This window comes from Paenibacillus baimaensis, from assembly GCF_025567575.1.
This window is the reverse complement of record NZ_JAOQIO010000012.1, coordinates 15,180-33,961: the sequence shown is the minus strand read 5'-3', so window position 1 is coordinate 33,961 and position 18,782 is coordinate 15,180. Positions and strand designations below refer to the sequence as shown.

Here is an 18,782-nt window from a genome sequence, read left to right as displayed (position 1 = left end):
TATTTGCAGTACAAATTAGCAAAAATAAAAGCCCTCCATCCAGTAATTGCGATGGAAGGCTCTCAGATCTATGATGATCTTATTTGCTGATTGTTGCTACTGCGCCAGCGCCTACTGTACGGCCGCCTTCGCGAATTGCGAAGCGAGTACCTTCTTCAATAGCGATTGGAGCGATCAGTTCAACAGTAACGGTGATGTTATCACCAGGCATTACCATTTCAGTGCCTTCTGGCAATGAGATGATACCAGTTACGTCAGTTGTACGGAAGTAGAACTGTGGACGGTAGCCTGTGAAGAAAGGCTTATGACGGCCACCTTCTTCTTTAGTAAGAACGTAGATTTGAGCGGAAAATGCAGTATGTGCTTTAACGGAACCTGGTTTCGCCAAAACTTGACCACGCTCAATGTCTTTACGGTCTACACCACGAAGCAATGCGCCAATGTTGTCGCCCGCTTGTGCGGAATCCAACAATTTACGGAACATTTCAACGCCTGTAACGATACATTTGCGAGTTTCTTCTTGAAGACCAAGAATTTCAACTTCTTCTTGAATTTTGATAGTTCCGCGCTCTACACGACCTGTAGCAACGGTACCACGACCTGTGATTGAGAATACATCCTCAACAGGCATCAAGAAAGGCTTGTCAGTTTGACGCTCAGGAGTTGGGATATAAGTATCAACTTGTTCAAACAATTCGATAATTTTATCAGCCCAAGGACCATCTGGGTTTTGCAATGCTTCACGAGCAGCACCACGGATGATTGGAGTATCATCGCCTGGGAACTCATATTCGTTCAGCAAATCGCGAACTTCCATTTCAACCAGTTCAAGCAACTCTTCGTCTTCTACCATATCGCATTTGTTCAAGAAAACAACGATGTAAGGTACGCCTACTTGGCGGGACAAAAGGATGTGCTCACGAGTTTGTGGCATAGGGCCATCAGCTGCAGATACAACCAGAATAGCTCCATCCATTTGTGCTGCGCCTGTAATCATGTTCTTAACATAGTCAGCATGTCCTGGGCAGTCAACGTGTGCATAGTGACGGTTAGGTGTTTCATACTCAACGTGAGCTGTGGAGATTGTGATACCGCGCTCGCGCTCTTCTGGAGCTTTGTCAATTTGGTCAAACGCTACTGCTGCGCCACCGTATCTTTTGGACAATACAGTTGTGATAGCTGCAGTTAAAGTTGTTTTACCGTGGTCAACGTGACCGATAGTTCCAATGTTAACATGCGGTTTATTACGTTCGAATTTCGCTTTTGCCATGGCTTGGATTGCCTCCTCGATTAACTTATATTTGTATTAAGCGCCCTTATGTTTAGCAACAATTTCTTCTGCAATTGACTTAGGCACTTCTTCATAATGGGACAATTCCATCGAATATACGCCACGTCCTTGAGTACGTGAACGCAAAGTTGTGGAGTAACCGAACATCTCGGAGAGAGGCACCTTAGCACGGATAATTTGTGCACCAAAGCGGGAATCCATACCTTCGATACGACCACGACGGGAGTTCAAATCACCCATAACATCGCCCATATATTCTTCTGGAACGGTAACTTCAACTTTCATGATTGGCTCAAGCAAAACTGGACGACATTTTTCTGCCGCTGCCTTTAATGCCATTGAACCTGCAATTTTGAACGCCATTTCGTTGGAGTCAACATCATGGTAAGATCCGTCAACAACAGTTGCTTTAATATCAACCAGCGGGAATCCTGCCATAACACCGTTCTTCATTGATTCTTCGATACCGGCTTGAATTGGAGCGATGTATTCTCTTGGAATCGAACCACCCACAACCTTGCTTTCGAACAAGAATCCTTCACCAGCTTCTTGAGGTGTGAAGATAACCCAACAATGTCCATATTGACCGCGGCCACCGGACTGACGAACAAACTTACCTTCAACTCTAGCTTCTTGACGGAATGTTTCACGGTAAGCAACTTGTGGTTTACCCACGTTTGTTTCTACCTTGAATTCACGCAACATACGATCCACTAGAACTTCAAGGTGAAGCTCACCCATACCTGCAATAATCGTTTGTCCAGTTTCCTCATCTGTGTGTGCACGGAAAGTCGGATCTTCTTCGGACAGCTTGGATAAAGCAATACCCATTCTGTCTTGGTCAGCCTTCGTTTTCGGCTCAACAGCGAGTTGAATAACCGGTTCAGGGAAATTCATTTTTTCAAGGATTACTGGGCTTTTCTCTTCACAGAGGGTGTCACCCGTTGTAGTATCCTTCAAACCTACAGCAGCCGCAATATCACCCGCATATACAATGCTGATCTCTTGACGCGTGTTTGCATGCATTTGAAGAATCCGTCCAACTCTTTCGCGTTTACCTTTAGTAGCGTTAAGAACATAAGAACCTGAATTTAACACACCAGAGTATACACGGAAGAAAGTAAGCTTTCCTACATAAGGATCCGTCATAATTTTAAAGGCAAGTGCTGAGAAAGGCTGATCATCCGAAGACTTACGAATGACTTCAGTACCGTCATCAAGTACACCTTTAATATCAGGTACATCAAGAGGGGATGGAAGGTAATCTACTACCGCATCCAACATCAATTGAACACCTTTGTTTCTATATGAAGAACCACAAATAACAGGGAAGATTTTTACTTGGCATACACCTATACGAAGTGCTTTTTTGATTTCCTCGACAGTGATCTCTTCACCTTCGAGATATTTCATTGTCAGCTCTTCGTCTAGCTCTGCAACTTTTTCAATCAGTTCAAGTCTTAATACTTCAACTTGTTCTTTGAATTCATCTGGGATATCAACTATCTCGATGTTTTCACCTTTGTCATCTTTGAATATATGTGCTTTTTGTTCAACCAAGTCAATGATGCCGTCAAAATCACTTTCAGAACCAATTGGCAATTGAATAGCAACTGCATTAGCTCCTAATTTCTCGCGCATTTGCTGGATCGCACCAAGGAAGTCAGCACCAATAATATCCATTTTGTTAACATAGGCAATCCGAGGAACATTATAACGGTCAGCTTGACGCCATACCGTCTCCGACTGAGGCTCAACGCCTTCTTTGGCGCTGAATACTCCAACTGCCCCGTCCAATACACGCAGGGAGCGTTCCACTTCAACAGTGAAGTCAACGTGTCCCGGGGTATCGATGATATTGATGCGGTGACCCTTCCAAGCAGCAGTAGTAGCAGCGGAAGTAATTGTAATTCCGCGCTCCTGCTCTTGTTCCATCCAGTCCATCGTAGCAGCGCCATCATGCACTTCTCCGATTTTGTGAGTACGACCTGTAAAGAATAAGATACGCTCGGTCGTGGTCGTTTTACCTGCATCAATATGCGCCATAATCCCAATATTACGTGTATCTTTCAAGGAGAACTCTCTAGCCATCAGGATGTCTCCTTTCAAATTATAAGGAATTTAGATTCTACCAGCGATAATGAGCGAAAGCTTTGTTAGCTTCAGCCATTTTGTGTGTATCTTCGCGTTTCTTAACGGAAGAACCTGTGTTGTTGCTGGCATCAATAATTTCTTGTGCCAATCTTTCTTCCATTGTTTTCTCACCACGAAGGCGAGAATAATTCACCAACCAACGAAGTCCCAAAGTCGTACGACGATCAGGTCTAACTTCGATTGGCACTTGATAGTTTGCTCCACCTACACGACGAGCTTTAACCTCAAGAACAGGCATAATATTTTTGATGGCTTGTTCGAAAACTTCCATCGGCTCTTTACCTGTACGATCTTGAATCATTTTGAATGCATTGTACAAGATGGTTTGAGCAACACCTCTTTTGCCATCGAGCATAATGCGATTGATAAGACGAGTAACAAGTTTGCTGCTATAGATTGGATCTGGTAATACGTCTCTGCGAGTAACTGGACCTTTACGAGGCATAGTTATCCCCCTTTCTGAAAAAATCATCCGTTTTTATTTGCTTTATTTACTTCTTAGCTGCTTTAGGACGCTTCGTACCATATTTGGAACGAGCTTGTTTACGGTTGTTCACACCGGATGTATCCAATGCGCCGCGAACGATGTGATAACGTACCCCTGGAAGATCCTTAATTCTACCTCCACGAATCAATACCACGCTGTGCTCTTGCAAGTTGTGTCCAATACCCGGAATATAGGCAGTAACTTCAACACGATTTGTCAAACGCACACGAGCATATTTACGAAGTGCAGAGTTTGGTTTCTTCGGCGTCATTGTACCTACACGCGTACATACACCACGCTTTTGAGGAGCGCTAATGTCGGTTGCTTCTCTTTTCAAGGCATTAAATCCTCTTTGAAGAGCTGGTGATTTGGATTTCTCCACTTTTGCTTTACGTCCTTTACGAACGAGTTGGTTAATTGTTGGCATATCGCCACCTCCTTCCAATCTTATTAGTTCTCTTTCAAGCCCACAGATCCAGGCGAATCATAAATGAACAAACGAAAAGCTTTTGCCGCCAACATTTCTGTTATTGAACAAAAACGGATTTGCTTTATTCATTCACTATTGCTGCCACAGCAGCTCCAACATCAATACCGCACGCTTTACCCAATAACTTCATGGAATCAACGTAGGTCACTGGAATACCCTCTTTCTTGCAAAGGGCTACCATCTTTATCGTTATTCGCGGATCTGCATCTTTGGCTACAAAAACTTCGGATGATTTGTTCATCTCGACTGCTCTTGCAGTTTGTTTCATGCCAATACTAATGTTAGCAGCCTGTTTTACTTTTTCATAAGACATATAAAATATCCTCCAAAGGACAGGAAACACTTCACAAAATGGCACACTTCGATATAATAGCACTTTGAAAGTGCCGTTGTCAAGATATTTACCTGCCCTTACAAAGAATTTACACAATCTCTTAGCAAGGGCAAGTATCTCATCCTTCTATAAGCAATTAGTCAGCCGAAACGACTTCTAATTCTAAAGATTTGTTATCAGCTTCCACTTCATTCGGATTCGTGATCCGGATGTCACGGTATCTATGCATACCTGTTCCCGCAGGAATCAGCTTACCAATAATAACATTTTCCTTCAATCCGAGCAGTTTATCAACCTTGCCCTTGATGGCAGCATCAGTCAATACACGTGTAGTTTCCTGGAAGGAAGCTGCGGAGAGGAAGGAATCCGTCTCAAGCGAAGCTTTGGTAATACCGAGCAGAACCGGTTTGGCAACCGCTGGCTCTTGTCCGGAGTACAAAGCGACCTTATTGGCTTCTTCGTATTCATGGATATCCACAAAGGAACCTGGAAGCAGCGTCGTGTCACCAGAATCAACGATACGTATTTTACGAAGCATCTGGCGAACCATAACCTCGATATGCTTATCGTTGATTTCTACACCCTGGTTCCGATAAACACGTTGAACCTCTTGAAGAATGTAGTTTTGTACACCACGGATACCCTTGATGCGGAGCATTTCCTTAGGATCGATCGATCCTTCCGTCAACTCATCACCCGCCTCAACCTGTTGGTTAAGCGATACGCGAATACGTGAACCATAAGGAACTGCATAAGTTTTGGATTCAGCTTCACCAAGAACTTCGATTTCACGACGATCCTTGGCTTCACGAATCTCCTTGACTACCCCATCAATTTCCGAAATGATCGCTTGACCTTTCGGATTTCTGGCTTCAAACAACTCCTGAATACGCGGCAAACCTTGTGTAATATCATCTCCAGCAACACCACCGGTATGGAACGTACGCATGGTCAGCTGCGTTCCTGGTTCTCCGATAGATTGTGCAGCGATAATACCTACAGCTTCACCAATCTCTACAAATTGTCCAGTTGCCAGGTTACGACCGTAGCATTTTTTGCAAACGCCATGATGGGAACGGCAGCTTAGAACGGACCGAATCTGCAGTTTTTCGATGCCGGCTGCGATGATTGTATCCGCGATGTTCGCTTCTATCAATTCATTGCGTCCAACAATCACTTCACCGGTTTGCGGATCACGAATCACTTCGAATGCATAGCGGCCTTCAATCCGGTCATACAGATCCTCGATAACCTCTTTACCATCCTGAATCTTGTTAACGGTAAAGCCTTTATCCGTACCACAATCCTCATCGCGAACGATAACATCCTGTGCTACGTCTACCAGACGACGTGTCAGGTAACCGGAGTCAGCTGTACGAAGTGCTGTATCGGCCAAACCTTTACGCGCACCATGTGTTGAAATAAAGTATTCCAAAACCGTTAAGCCTTCACGGAAGTTCGACTTAATTGGCAACTCAATGATCTTACCAGACGGGTTGGCCATCAGACCACGCATACCGCCCAGTTGTGTAATTTGCGATTTGTTACCCCGTGCCTTGGATTCCACCATCATGTTGATGGAGTTGTATTTGTCTAGGGATTTCATCAGGATATCCGTGATTTCATCCTTCGCTTTACTCCAAATCGTAATAACACGATCATAACGTTCTTCATCGGTTATCAAACCACGACGATATTGGTTCGTTACCATATTGACTTTATCATCAGACTCTTTAAGGATGGCATCTTTTTCAAGGGGTACCGTTACATCCGCAACTGCGATTGTAATACCGGATTTCGTTGAATAAGTAAAACCAAGCTCCTTGATTTTGTCCAATATAACCGAAGTTTTGGTTGTATGGTATTTCCGGAAGCACTCAGCAATAATCAAGCCCAAATACTCTTTACCTACTGCTTTGCCCTCTGGAAGCTCCTGCATGATTTTACGAATATCAGCGCCCTTTTCAAACACGAAATATTGATCGGATGCACCATTCAATAAATTCGATTTGGTAGGTTCATTGATATAAGGCAAATCTGGAGGATAAATTTCATTAAAGATTACCTTACCGATCGTTGTAATCAGCATCGCTTCTTGCTGTTCCGGTGTAAAGCTTGTTTTGTTCAATGCTTTGGCTGGAATAGCAATACGCGCATGCAGTGCAGCTGCTCCACGTTGGTACAAGGATACAGCTTCATGTACAGTACGAACAATGGTTAAGGCGCCATGTGCTTCCTTATTATCGGTTGTCAGATAGAAACTTCCCAAGATCATATCCTGTGAAGGCGTAACTACCGGCTTACCGTCTTTTGGATTCAAGATATTACCGGCTGCCAGCATCAGCAAACGAGCTTCTGCTTGTGCTTCTGCAGACAGTGGAACGTGAACCGCCATTTGGTCTCCGTCAAAGTCGGCATTATAAGCAGTACATACCAATGGATGCAGCTTAATTGCACGGCCTTCAACCAGAATCGGTTCAAACGCTTGAATACCTAGTCTATGCAACGTAGGTGCACGGTTCAACAGAACCGGATGCTCCTTAATGACTTCTTCCAATACGTCCCAAACTTCTGGACTTACGCGCTCCACTTTACGTTTTGCACTTTTGATATTGTGGGCAAGCCCTTTATTGACCAGTTCCTTCATCACAAAAGGTTTAAACAATTCAAGTGCCATTTCCTTCGGAAGTCCGCACTGGTACATTTTCAAGCTTGGACCTACGACGATAACCGAACGACCGGAATAATCGACACGTTTACCGAGCAGATTTTGACGAAAACGTCCTTGTTTCCCTTTGAGCATATGACTTAAGGATTTTAACGGACGGTTGCCCGGACCCGTTACTGGACGGCCGCGGCGGCCATTATCGATTAGTGCATCGACAGCTTCCTGCAGCATCCGCTTTTCATTTTGAACGATAATATCTGGTGCACCCAGATCCAACAGCCTTTTCAAGCGGTTGTTCCGGTTAATAACGCGGCGATACAAATCGTTCAAATCTGAGGTGGCGAATCTTCCTCCATCCAATTGAACCATAGGACGAAGCTCTGGTGGTATAACAGGGAGGACATCAAGTACCATCCAGCCCGGTAAGTTTTTTGAATTACGGAATGCTTCCATAACTTCTAGACGTTTGATCGCACGATTACGGCGCTGACCTTGGGCTGTTTTCAGCTCTTCCTTCAGCATTTCCACTTCACGTTCGATTTCAATGTCCTGCAGCAATTTCTTTACAGCTTCGGCTCCCATACCAGCCTGGAACGCATAACCGTATTTTTCACGGTAGCTGCGGTATTCCTTCTCGGACAAGAGCTGCTTTTTCTCAAGCGGTGTATCTCCAGGATCTGTAACCACATAGGATGCAAAGTAGATAATTTCCTCGAGTGAACGAGGAGACATATCAAGCGCCAAGCCCATACGGCTTGGGATGCCTTTGAAATACCAAATGTGTGAAACCGGAGCTGCGAGTTCAATGTGACCCATACGCTCACGGCGAACCTTTTGACGGGTTACTTCCACTCCGCAGCGATCGCAAACAACACCTTTATAACGTACACGTTTGTACTTACCGCAATGACATTCCCAGTCTTTAGTAGGCCCAAAAATCTTCTCGCAAAACAGACCTTCCTTTTCAGGTTTCAAGGTTCTGTAATTGATCGTTTCTGGCTTCTTCACTTCTCCGCGGGACCACGAACGGATCTTTTCTGGAGAAGCTAATCCAATTTTCATAAATTCGAAGTTGTTAACATCCATCAAGGAGCCACCCTCCTTATGTTTTATGGGAAACCTTAAGTGCAAGATAGACCTGTGAACATACGATGGAACTGGGTTATTCTACACCCAGTTCTGAACCTTCCAGATTGAGATTCAGCTTATCGCTGCTAACCTCATCATCATCGTCTGTTTCCCTCATTTCGATCTCTTTTTCATCGCCAGACAAGATTTTAACATCCATGCCCAAGCTCTGCAGCTCTTTAATCAATACTTTGAAGGATTCAGGAACGCCCGGCTCTGGAACGTTCTCGCCTTTAACGATCGATTCGTACGTTTTCACACGTCCGACTACATCATCGGATTTAACTGTCAAAATTTCCTGCAACGTGTAAGCCGCTCCATAGGCCTCCAACGCCCAAACTTCCATCTCACCGAATCGTTGTCCACCGAATTGAGCTTTACCGCCCAGTGGCTGTTGGGTAACGAGTGAGTAAGGACCTGTAGAACGGGCATGGATTTTATCGTCAACCATGTGCGCAAGCTTGATCATGTACATGACGCCAACCGTAACTTCACGCTCAAACGGGTCACCAGTACGGCCATCATATAGAATGGTTTTACCATTACGCTGCATACCTGCTTCTACCATCGTATCGAACACGTCATACTCACGGGCACCGTCAAATACCGGTGTTGCTGTGTGTATACCGAGATACTTGGCGGCCATTCCTAAATGGACCTCCAGCACCTGACCGATATTCATCCGTGAAGGAACTCCCAGAGGATTCAATACAACTTGCACAGGTGTACCATCCGGCATAAACGGCATGTCTTCTTCCGGCAAAATACGCGCGATAACACCCTTGTTACCATGACGTCCAGCCATCTTATCGCCTTCGGAAATTTTCCGTTTTTGCGCAATATAGACACGTACCAGTTGATTCACGCCTGGAGGCAGCTCATCACCGTTTTCACGGGTAAATACTTTAACGTCAACAACAATACCATCCGTACCATGTGGCACTCGAAGCGACGTATCGCGAACCTCACGTGCTTTCTCACCAAAAATTGCGTGCAGTAAGCGTTCTTCAGCAGTAAGCTCGGTAACACCCTTCGGCGTAACTTTACCTACCAGAATATCACCAGCACCAATTTCGGCTCCGACACGAATAATTCCGCGCTCGTCCAAGTTCTTCAGAGCATCTTCACCTACGTTAGGAATATCGCGAGTAATTTCTTCAGGTCCCAGCTTCGTATCACGGGCTTCTGATTCATATTCCTCGATATGGATAGAGGTGTAAACATCCTCTTTTACCAGCTTTTCGCTAAGCAGGATCGCATCCTCATAGTTGTAACCTTCCCAAGTCATAAAGGCAACGACCACGTTACGACCTAACGCCAGCTCACCCATTTCCGTAGAAGGACCATCTGCAAGAATATCTCCGACCCGAACTTGCTCGCCTTTATGACAAATCGGACGTTGATTGATGCAAGTTCCTTGGTTGGAACGCATAAATTTATGCAATTTATGTTTCACCAGGTCCCCGTTAACCAGTTTGCCGTCTACCATTGCTTGGCGGCGCACCCATATTTCGTTAGCTGAAACACGTTCTACAACACCATCTATTTTGGACACAATACATACACCGGAGTCTTTAGCCGACTTATGCTCCATACCCGTACCCACCAACGGCGACTTCGGAATAAGCAAAGGTACAGCTTGACGTTGCATGTTGGATCCCATCAACGCACGGTTGGAGTCATCGTTTTCCAAAAACGGAATTAATGCTGTAGCCACGGATACAACCTGTTTAGGTGATACATCCATGTAATCGACACGGTCTTTGGGAAGAATCAAGTTATCATCTTTGTAACGTACGATAACCATATCGCTCTTCAAATGACCTTCTTCACTCAGCTCCGAGTTTGCTTGAGCAACAACATAGTTATCTTCTTCATCGGCTGTCAGATAAGCGATCTGCTCAGTAACGATGCCGGTCTTCGGATCTACCCAACGGTATGGAGCCTCGATAAAGCCATACTCATTGATTCTCGCAAAGGAAGATAAGGAGTTGATCAAACCGATATTTGGACCTTCCGGTGTCTCAATCGGGCACATACGACCATAGTGAGAGTGATGCACGTCACGGACTTCAAAGCCCGCACGTTCCCGAGTCAAACCGCCGGGTCCGAGAGCAGACAGACGACGTTTGTGAGTCAGTTCAGCCAATGGATTCGTTTGGTCCATAAATTGCGACAACTGGGAGCTACCAAAAAACTCTTTAATTGAAGCGATAACGGGACGAATATTAATTAAAGCCTGTGGTGTAATAACATTGGCATCCTGAATGGACATCCGCTCGCGTACAACACGCTCCATACGGGACAAACCGATACGGAACTGGTTTTGCAGCAGTTCGCCAACCGAACGCAATCTACGATTACCCAGGTGATCGATATCATCCGTACTGCCAATACCATGAAGAAGATCAATAAAGTAGTTAATCGACGCAATGATATCTGCAGGCATAATATTTTTAACTGATTTATCTATTTTACCGTTGGCAATCACTTTAACGATCTTGCCGTCTTCAATCGGTGAATACACATTAATACACTGAAGTGGAATACGTTCCATTTCAGCAATACCATTAGAAGCTGTGTATTCTTTGAAACCTACGCTCTTTTCCAGAAAAGGTAGAACCTCATCCAGCAGTCTACGATCCAGCAGTTGACCTGCTTCTGCGATGATTTCCCCTGTTTCCGGATCAACTAAGGTTTCAGCCAATCGTTGATTAAACAAACGGTTTTTGATATGCAGCTTTTTGTTGATTTTATAACGTCCTACATTTGCCAAATCATAGCGCTTTGGATCAAAGAAACGTGCAACCAGCAAGCTTCTTGCATTATCCAGTGTAGGCGGCTCACCTGGACGCAAGCGTTCATAGATTTCTATTAGCGCTTTATCCGTTGAATCCGTATTATCCTTGTCAAGCGTGTTGCGAAGATATTCGTCGTCACCCAACAGCTCCAAAATTTCTGCGTCGGTACCAAAGCCCAATGCACGCAGTAAAACAGTAACTGGAATTTTACGGGTACGATCGATTCTTACATAAATAATATCTTTTGCGTCAGTTTCCAACTCCAACCACGCACCGCGGTTAGGAATTACAGTTGCTGTATACGTTTTTTTACCGTTCTTATCTATCTTCGTACTGAAGTAGACGCTCGGAGAACGAACTAGCTGACTGACGATAACCCTTTCAGCGCCATTGATAATAAAGGTTCCAGTTTCCGTCATCAGAGGGAAGTCTCCCATAAACACTTCCTGCTCTTTAACTTCTCCAGTTTCTTTATTGATCAAGCGCACCTTCACACGAAGTGGAGCTGCGTAAGTGACGTCCCGTTCCTTGGATTCATCGACTGAATACTTAGGTTCGCCTAAGTTGTAATCGATAAATTCCAGTATCAAATTTCCCGTAAAGTCTTGAATTGGGGAAATATCCTGAAACATTTCACGCAATCCCTCTTCCAAAAACCAATCGTACGATTTTTGTTGGATCTCAATAAGGTTAGGAACCTCCAAAACCTCATGAATCCGAGCGTATGACCTGCGTTTACGTCGACCTAATTGAATAAGATGACCCGCCAAGTTTGATTCACCCCTCATGTCTACTCAATAGAACAAAATAAAAGCCTCTCCTGAAGCCTTCTCGAGTAAATACTGCCCGAAGTGTCACTTCTTACAGAAGCTTTCCATGCATAAAATTCATTTAACCGATAGTCCCTTACCTTTTGCTATGGTGCACCTAAAATTTACACATTATACGTATAAAGTGTCAATTTTATTCACCAAAGATAAAATAACGCTTGACATTTTAGCTAACTAAAGACAAAAACCCCATCTTTAATGCTGACATTTTATTATGATAACATAAAGGAAATGTCAAGTCAATAATATTTGTGAAAAATATGCATTTACTTTTGCGCTTTGATGATTCGATACCCTTTATCCTTGCCCATCTCCTGCACTTGTGCAAATAAACTTTCCAGCTTTGCAAAGGCAGATGGAGCCCCCTGCTTTTTTTGAATCACAATCCAAAGACTGCCTCCATCTCTCAGCACTTGATGCGCTTGCTCAAAAATCTGATGGACGGTCTCCTTGCCTGCCCGAATAGGCGGGTTCGTAATGACAACATCAAAGGTGCGATTAATGACAGCATCCAGCTTATCACTCTGCATAATTTCGACATTCGTCACTCGATTGCGTTCGGCATTCATTCGCGCAAGCTCCACGGCTCTTTCATTTATATCAACCATGGTGACTGTTCCATGAATGGCCAACCCTGCTGCCGCAATCCCCATCGGACCATAGCCACAGCCTACATCAAGAACCTCGCTGCGTTCAGAAATTTGCAAACTTTCGATCAGTACCTTAGAGCCATAATCTACGCCTTTTTTAGAAAAAACGCCTGCATCCGTCACAAATGTATAGGTACGGCCGCGCAATGTCTCCTGGATTTGGTGGAGATCATGTGCCGCTGTCGGCTTTTGCGAATAGTAATGCTCAGACACTAATTTCACCTCTTCGAAATCAGTTATATAGAAATGGAAAACCCCTTGAAGAAAAACTTCAAGGGGTTTTAAGACAAAAAATTACTTAACTTCTACAGTTGCGCCAGCGCCTTCAAGTTTCGCTTTAACAGCTTCTGCTTCTTCTTTGCCCACTTTTTCTTTGATTGGTTTTGGAGCGCCGTCAACCACGTCTTTAGCTTCTTTCAAGCCAAGACCAGTGATTTCACGAACGATTTTGATAACGTTGATTTTGGAAGCGCCAGCGCCTGTCAAAATTACGTCAAATTCTGTTTGTTCAGCAACTTCAGCTACTGCTGCGCCGCCGCCAACAGCAACTGGAGCTGCTGCAGTAACGCCGAATTCTTCCTCGATCGCTTTTACAAGATCGTTCAATTCCAAAATAGTCATTGCTTTAATTTCTTCCAAGATTGTTTCCTTACTCATTTGTGTATACCTCCGTTAATTGTTTTATGAAATATTTATTATTCTTAAATTAAGCTTCTTGCTTTTCTGCAACAGCTTTAACTGCAAGAGCGAAGTTGCGAACAGGAGCTTGTAGAACGCTAAGCAACATGGAGAGCATACCTTCTCTGGAAGGCAGATCCGCCAATGCTTTGATTTGATCAAAGCCAACAACTTTACCTTCAACAACGCCTGCTTTAACGCTAAGCTTGTCGTTCTTTTTAGCAAAATCCGTTAAGATTTTGGCAGGAGAAACGATGTCATCTTTGCTGAATGCAATTGCCGTAGGACCGGTCAAAAATTCATCCAGTGCAGATAGGTCAGCACTTGCAGTTGCGCGTCTAGCCAAAGAGTTCTTCAGTACTTGAAATTCAATACCAGCCTCACGCAATTGTTTGCGAAGTTCGGTAACTTGAGATACGTTCAATCCACGGTAATCCGTTACGATTGTGCAAGAGCTGCCTTTTAATTTCTCAGCTACTACATTCACTTTCTCGGCTTTTAATTCAATTGTTTTCGTGTTTGCCATTTTTGCACCTCCTAAGAGCATCTGTAAAGATGCTTTCTTCGTAAGCATAATCTTAACTTTCGTAAGAAAGTTATCTTCGTAAGCATAATCTTAAAGCTGAACTCAGCACGTAAACGAAGGCATCCGTAAAAGTAAAGATGCCTCCGCAGACGCTGCGAAGGCATGATGATTCACGTTATCTTTGGTCGAACAAAGAAACCCGATTCTATATCATAACACCTCGGCAGGACATTAAGCTCTAAACGAGCACCTGCTGTCTACGGTAAGTCATATTCGATTATCAGCTAGAATAGGTTATCATGACCTTACTAAAAAGTCAATCCAACTTATCTATATGTTTGTGTGTTTACGCGAGCTGCAGGACCCATTGTTGAGGAAACTGCGATGTTTCTAAGGTAGATACCCTTAGCAGCAGCAGGCTTCGCTCTAACCAAAGCGTCGATCAATGCGCGGAAGTTTTCAGCCAACTTCTCGTCATCAAAGGAAACTTTGCCAATTGGAGCATGAATTTGTCCGGCTTTATCCAAACGGTATTCGATTTTACCTGCTTTAATCTCCTGAACTGCTTTCGCTACATCAAATGTAACGGTACCAGCTTTAGGGTTAGGCATCAAACCTTTACCACCCAAGATACGACCCAACTTACCCACTTCACTCATCATGTCGGGAGTTGCTACGCACACATCAAAATCAAACCAACCTTGTTGGATTTTGTTAATCATGTCTTGATCGCCAACGAAATCAGCACCAGCCGCTTCCGCTTCTCTTACTTTATCACCTTTGGCAAATACAAGAACACGTTTAGTTTTACCAGTACCGTGAGGCAATACAACAACGCCACGAACAGCTTGGTCTTGCTTTCTTGGGTCTACACCCAGACGAACTGCAACTTCTACAGTTTCATCAAATTTGGCAGTTGCCGCTTTTTTAACAAGCTCAATTGCTTCTTTAGCTTCATACAAAGCTTCTGCATCAAACAGTTTAACTGCTTCTGCATACTTTTTACTAACTTTAGCCATTTGGTTATCCTCCTATGTGGTATTAGCGGAATTTCCTCCCACTGTGCATGGAACTAGTCTTTGATAACTACGCCCATGCTACGTGCAGTACCTTCAACCATACGCATTGCAGCTTCAACAGATGCAGCGTTAAGGTCAGGCATTTTTTGTTCAGCAATTTCACGGATTGTCGCACTTGTTACAGTTGCAACTTTCTTCTTGTTCGGTTCACCGGAGCCTTTAGGAATTCCAGCAGCAACGCGCAGCAATACAGCAGCCGGTGGCGTTTTGCAGATGAATGTAAAGGAACGATCCTCGAAAACTGTGATTTCAACAGGAATAATCAAACCCGCTTGATCGGCAGTACGAGCGTTAAACTCCTTACAAAAAGCCATGATGTTAACACCTGCTTGACCCAGAGCCGGACCGATTGGTGGAGCCGGATTCGCTTTAGCGGCACTAACTTGCAATTTAACAATTTTAATAACCTTTTTTGCCATTGTGTTACACCTCCTTGCGCTAGTATACGATATTACCCTTTAAATCTTCTCTACCTGATGGTAGTCAAGCTCCAAAGGCGTTTCTCTTCCGAACATGTTGACATGTACCTTCAGCTTGCTTTTGTCGACCAGAATTTCTTCAATGGATCCAACAAAATTAGCAAAAGGACCTTCTTTGACACGCACGGTTTCCTTCAATTCGAAGTCAATCTTAGGCTTAGGCTCTTCCATGCCCATATGCTTAAGAATGGCCTCCACTTCTTCAGGAAGCAAAGCAGTTGGTTTCGAGCCTGATCCCGTCGATCCGACAAAGCCCGTGACACCCGGCGTATTACGCACGACATACCACGAATCATCCGTCTGAACCATTTCAACCAGCACGTAACCCGGATATACTTTACGCATAACCGTTTTCTTCTTGCCGTCCTTGTTTACAATCTCTTCTTCCATCGGAACCAAAACGCGGAAAATTTTGTCTGTCATATCCATAGACTCTACGCGTTTTTCCAAGTTTGCTTTGACCTTGTTTTCATACCCGGAATAGGTATGTACAACGTACCATCTTTTTTCCATTTCCATAATCGCCACCTATAACTCCCGCTTATTTAAAAATAAGGCGTAGCAGCTCAGAAATACCCAAATCCAGCACATAGAAATAAACAGTGACAAAAGCAACTGTAAACAGAACAACCAGCGTGTAGCTGATCAACTCTTTACGATTTGGCCATTTTACTTTTTTCAATTCGGCCCAACTGTCCGCGAAAAAAGAAAATGTGTTACCGAAGCTTCGCTTCATTCGAACCAGAAATGACAAAACTACACCTCCAAGAAACTACCTAGTTTCGCGATGAGCAGTATGTTCATTGCAAAACTTACAAAACTTCTTCAACTCCATGCGGTCCGGGTTGTTGCGCTTATTTTTGTTGGACGTATAGTTCCTTTGCTTGCAGTTCGTGCACGCTAACGTAATAATTACCCGCATGATGTACACCTCCTACGGTCCCAGCCTCATATTTGAATCCTTAAAAAGAGCAAAAAAAGCCTACCAGTTTTAAGGCTACCTGATTACTTTAGCATAGCGCTATTTTCATGTCAAGGAAAACCTATTTACCAGTATATACGAAGAATTGGGAAACTAAACTAGCAAAAAAAATAAAGCACCGTATCATCAACAGGCGCTTTACCTTGCATCTCTAACTTCCAAATACCGTTCCAGCTTTCGTTTGACACGCTGCAAAGCATTATCAATCGACTTCACATGACGATCCAGATCTACTGCAATTTCCTGATAGGAACGGCCGTCTAAATATAGCATCAGCACTCTGCGTTCCAGATCGCTTAAGATTTCACCCATTTTATCTTCCAACCCGCTGAATTCTTCTTGGTTAATAATCAATTCCTCAGGATCGGTCACACGTGATCCGCAGATGACATCAAGCAGGGTTCGATCGGAGTCTTCATCATAAATCGGTTTATCGAGCGAAACATAGGAGTTGAGAGGAATATGCTTCTGGCGGGTTGCGGTTTTGATCGCCGTAATGATTTGACGGGTGATGCAAAGTTCAGCAAAGGCTTTGAAGGAGGCGAGCTTGTCTCCACGAAAGTCACGTATGGATTTATATAAACCTATCATACCTTCTTGCACGATATCTTCCCTGTCGGCACCTATTAGAAAATAGGAGCGTGCTTTGGCGCGAACGAAGTTTTTATACTTGTTAATCAAGTACTCCAATGCGTCGCTATCCCCTTCGCGGACCGCTTCGACAATGTCTTCATCTGCCTTGAGGTCGTATTCGCACATTCTCAATTCTTTGAGGTCGACACTCAAAATAATCCCTCCGGCCTAGGCAAGACTCATAATCTACTTGATCCTAAAAGATAGGATAAGTATACATTATGTAATCTATTATCGTCAACCGAATTCACGATAGCATGGGCTTTATTCATTCTATCGTCATCGGCCTCTGCGCCATTTTTCAAAGAGATCTTTCATCTCGCTGCTTAGCTTGCTGTCAAATGTATTTCGCCTTCGTGACGTGTCCTGCTCGATTTTGTTATCGATTTCCCGCTTGGCATGCTTGACCTTCACCAGAAGCTCACTGGCCGGAATACGAAATGCTCCTTTTCCAAAAATCACATTCTGCTCGGTCATATCAGAGGTGGCCACATAGATCTGCTTGCGCCGCCCCACATGCTCAGTAACCAGGCGTTCAATCAGTTCATCCGCCGTCTCCTTTTCCTTCGTATAATAAATTCGCAGCTTGCTGTGCTCATACTTGCCACCCAGGCCGGGCACATAGTAGGCGTCGAACACCAGCAGTACTTTGATACCGGAAAAGGATTGATATTCAGCGAGCAGCTCGATTAATCGGTCACGCGCATCCTCCAGGCTGATATCCTTAAGCTTCTGCAGCTCGGGCCAGTCGCCAATAATGTTGTATCCGTCCACAATGAGAAACTCCTTGAATGCCGGAGCTACCATCTATTTCACAGCAAGCCGCTGACGGACTACCTCGTACATAAAGACGGATGCGGCCACGGAGGCATTCAACGAATTGACATGTCCGAACATGGGAAGCTTGAGCAGGAAATCACATTTTTCTTTGATTAATCTGCCTACGCCTTTATTCTCATTACCTATGACGATAGCGAGCGGAATGGTCAGATTGGTCTGATAAATGGGTTGATTGGCAGCAACATCCGTACCCGCTACCCATACGCCACGTTCTTTTAATTGCTCGATCGTTTGCGCCAAATTCGTAACACGCGCCACTCGAACGTACTCCACAGCTCCCGCCGAGGTTTTGGATACAGCAGCCGTCAAACCTACCGCTCTGCGCTTGGGAATGATAACCCCATGCACCCCCGTACAGTCAGCAGATCGAAGAATCGAACCCAAATTATGCGGGTCCTCAATCTCGTCTAATATAAGGATAAATGGCTCTTCATTGCGACTTTTGGCAAATTCCAGAATATCCTCAATCTCCACATAAGCATAAGCGGCAACCTGAGCGACAACACCTTGATGCGGCACCTCTTCGACCATCTGATCAAGCTTGCGCTTGTCCACAAATTGGACGATGATTCCCTTCTGTTTGGCCTCAGTTACGATCGGCTGAGTCAATTGCTTCTGAGCGCCCTCAGCGATCCATATTTTATTAATCGTTCGTCCTGAACGCAAAGCCTCAAGCACCGAATGCTTGCCGGCAATATACTCTTCTTCCTCCATGCTCGTTCTCTCCTTTAT

The 18,782-nt window shown here is 44.3% G+C and carries 18 protein-coding genes and 1 other annotated feature; all 18 genes read right to left on the bottom strand.

Translation table 11 applies throughout. The features are described 5' to 3' along the window. Nucleotides 1–79: 79 nt before the first annotated feature. The gene (tuf, locus tag OB236_RS06195) at nucleotides 80–1,270 is read right to left on the bottom strand and encodes an elongation factor Tu (RefSeq protein WP_076237487.1); all 1,191 of its coding nucleotides are present in this window, start codon (nucleotides 1,268–1,270) and stop codon (nucleotides 80–82) included. Between the two features lie 36 nt (nucleotides 1,271–1,306). Continuing rightward, nucleotides 1,307–3,382: an elongation factor G gene (gene fusA / locus OB236_RS06190; protein ID WP_076237490.1), complete on the bottom strand. Its 2,076-nt coding sequence runs from the start codon at nucleotides 3,380–3,382 to the stop codon at nucleotides 1,307–1,309. Nucleotides 3,383–3,419: 37 nt separating this feature from the next. Further along, nucleotides 3,420–3,890, bottom strand: a complete 471-nt coding sequence (gene rpsG, locus OB236_RS06185) for a 30S ribosomal protein S7 (RefSeq protein ID WP_076237493.1) — start codon at nucleotides 3,888–3,890, stop codon at nucleotides 3,420–3,422. Between the two features lie 46 nt (nucleotides 3,891–3,936). Then, nucleotides 3,937–4,359 (bottom strand): 30S ribosomal protein S12, encoded by a 423-nt coding sequence (gene rpsL, locus OB236_RS06180; RefSeq protein WP_091176426.1) that lies wholly within the window; start codon nucleotides 4,357–4,359, stop codon nucleotides 3,937–3,939. 124 nt (nucleotides 4,360–4,483) lie between these two features. Then, complete coding sequence (locus tag OB236_RS06175; RefSeq protein WP_076237499.1) at nucleotides 4,484–4,735, bottom strand: 50S ribosomal protein L7ae-like protein; 252 nt, start codon at nucleotides 4,733–4,735, stop codon at nucleotides 4,484–4,486. Nucleotides 4,736–4,892: 157 nt separating this feature from the next. Continuing rightward, nucleotides 4,893–8,513 (bottom strand): DNA-directed RNA polymerase subunit beta', encoded by a 3,621-nt coding sequence (gene rpoC / locus OB236_RS06170; RefSeq protein WP_076237502.1) that lies wholly within the window; start codon nucleotides 8,511–8,513, stop codon nucleotides 4,893–4,895. A 73-nt stretch (nucleotides 8,514–8,586) separates the two neighbouring features. Then, complete coding sequence (rpoB, locus tag OB236_RS06165) at nucleotides 8,587–12,123, bottom strand: DNA-directed RNA polymerase subunit beta (RefSeq protein WP_076237505.1); 3,537 nt, start codon at nucleotides 12,121–12,123, stop codon at nucleotides 8,587–8,589. Nucleotides 12,124–12,449: 326 nt separating this feature from the next. Next, a complete protein-coding gene (locus OB236_RS06160; protein ID WP_262683206.1) occupies nucleotides 12,450–13,046 on the bottom strand; it encodes a class I SAM-dependent methyltransferase in 597 nt (198 codons plus the stop codon). An 81-nt stretch (nucleotides 13,047–13,127) separates the two neighbouring features. Further along, complete coding sequence (rplL, locus tag OB236_RS06155) at nucleotides 13,128–13,490, bottom strand: 50S ribosomal protein L7/L12 (RefSeq protein WP_076237511.1); 363 nt, start codon at nucleotides 13,488–13,490, stop codon at nucleotides 13,128–13,130. Nucleotides 13,491–13,539: 49 nt separating this feature from the next. Continuing rightward, a complete protein-coding gene (gene rplJ / locus OB236_RS06150; protein WP_076237514.1) occupies nucleotides 13,540–14,037 on the bottom strand; it encodes a 50S ribosomal protein L10 in 498 nt (165 codons plus the stop codon). A gap of 123 nt (nucleotides 14,038–14,160) precedes the next feature. Continuing rightward, nucleotides 14,161–14,318 (bottom strand) — a sequence feature (ribosomal protein L10 leader region). A 45-nt stretch (nucleotides 14,319–14,363) separates the two neighbouring features. Next, nucleotides 14,364–15,056 carry a 50S ribosomal protein L1 gene (rplA, locus tag OB236_RS06145; protein WP_076237517.1) on the bottom strand — a complete coding sequence of 231 codons (693 nt, stop codon included), beginning with the start codon at nucleotides 15,054–15,056 and terminating at the stop codon, nucleotides 14,364–14,366. A 53-nt stretch (nucleotides 15,057–15,109) separates the two neighbouring features. Then, entirely contained in the window at nucleotides 15,110–15,535 is a 426-nt protein-coding gene (rplK, locus tag OB236_RS06140) for a 50S ribosomal protein L11 (RefSeq protein ID WP_076237519.1), read from the bottom strand. Nucleotides 15,536–15,574: 39 nt separating this feature from the next. Next, nucleotides 15,575–16,108 carry a transcription termination/antitermination protein NusG gene (nusG, locus tag OB236_RS06135; RefSeq protein WP_076237548.1) on the bottom strand — a complete coding sequence of 178 codons (534 nt, stop codon included), beginning with the start codon at nucleotides 16,106–16,108 and terminating at the stop codon, nucleotides 15,575–15,577. Between the two features lie 28 nt (nucleotides 16,109–16,136). Beyond that, nucleotides 16,137–16,349: a preprotein translocase subunit SecE gene (gene secE / locus OB236_RS06130; RefSeq protein WP_076237522.1), complete on the bottom strand. Its 213-nt coding sequence runs from the start codon at nucleotides 16,347–16,349 to the stop codon at nucleotides 16,137–16,139. Nucleotides 16,350–16,367: 18 nt separating this feature from the next. Further along, nucleotides 16,368–16,517 carry a 50S ribosomal protein L33 gene (gene rpmG / locus OB236_RS06125; protein WP_028552031.1) on the bottom strand — a complete coding sequence of 50 codons (150 nt, stop codon included), beginning with the start codon at nucleotides 16,515–16,517 and terminating at the stop codon, nucleotides 16,368–16,370. A 198-nt stretch (nucleotides 16,518–16,715) separates the two neighbouring features. Beyond that, complete coding sequence (gene sigH, locus OB236_RS06120) at nucleotides 16,716–17,363, bottom strand: RNA polymerase sporulation sigma factor SigH (protein ID WP_076237524.1); 648 nt, start codon at nucleotides 17,361–17,363, stop codon at nucleotides 16,716–16,718. 126 nt (nucleotides 17,364–17,489) lie between these two features. Continuing rightward, the gene (locus OB236_RS06115; RefSeq protein ID WP_076237527.1) at nucleotides 17,490–18,017 is read right to left on the bottom strand and encodes an NYN domain-containing protein; all 528 of its coding nucleotides are present in this window, start codon (nucleotides 18,015–18,017) and stop codon (nucleotides 17,490–17,492) included. Beyond that, nucleotides 18,018–18,764 carry a 23S rRNA (guanosine(2251)-2'-O)-methyltransferase RlmB gene (gene rlmB, locus OB236_RS06110; protein WP_076237529.1) on the bottom strand — a complete coding sequence of 249 codons (747 nt, stop codon included), beginning with the start codon at nucleotides 18,762–18,764 and terminating at the stop codon, nucleotides 18,018–18,020. Between the last annotated feature and the right edge of the window lie 18 nt (nucleotides 18,765–18,782).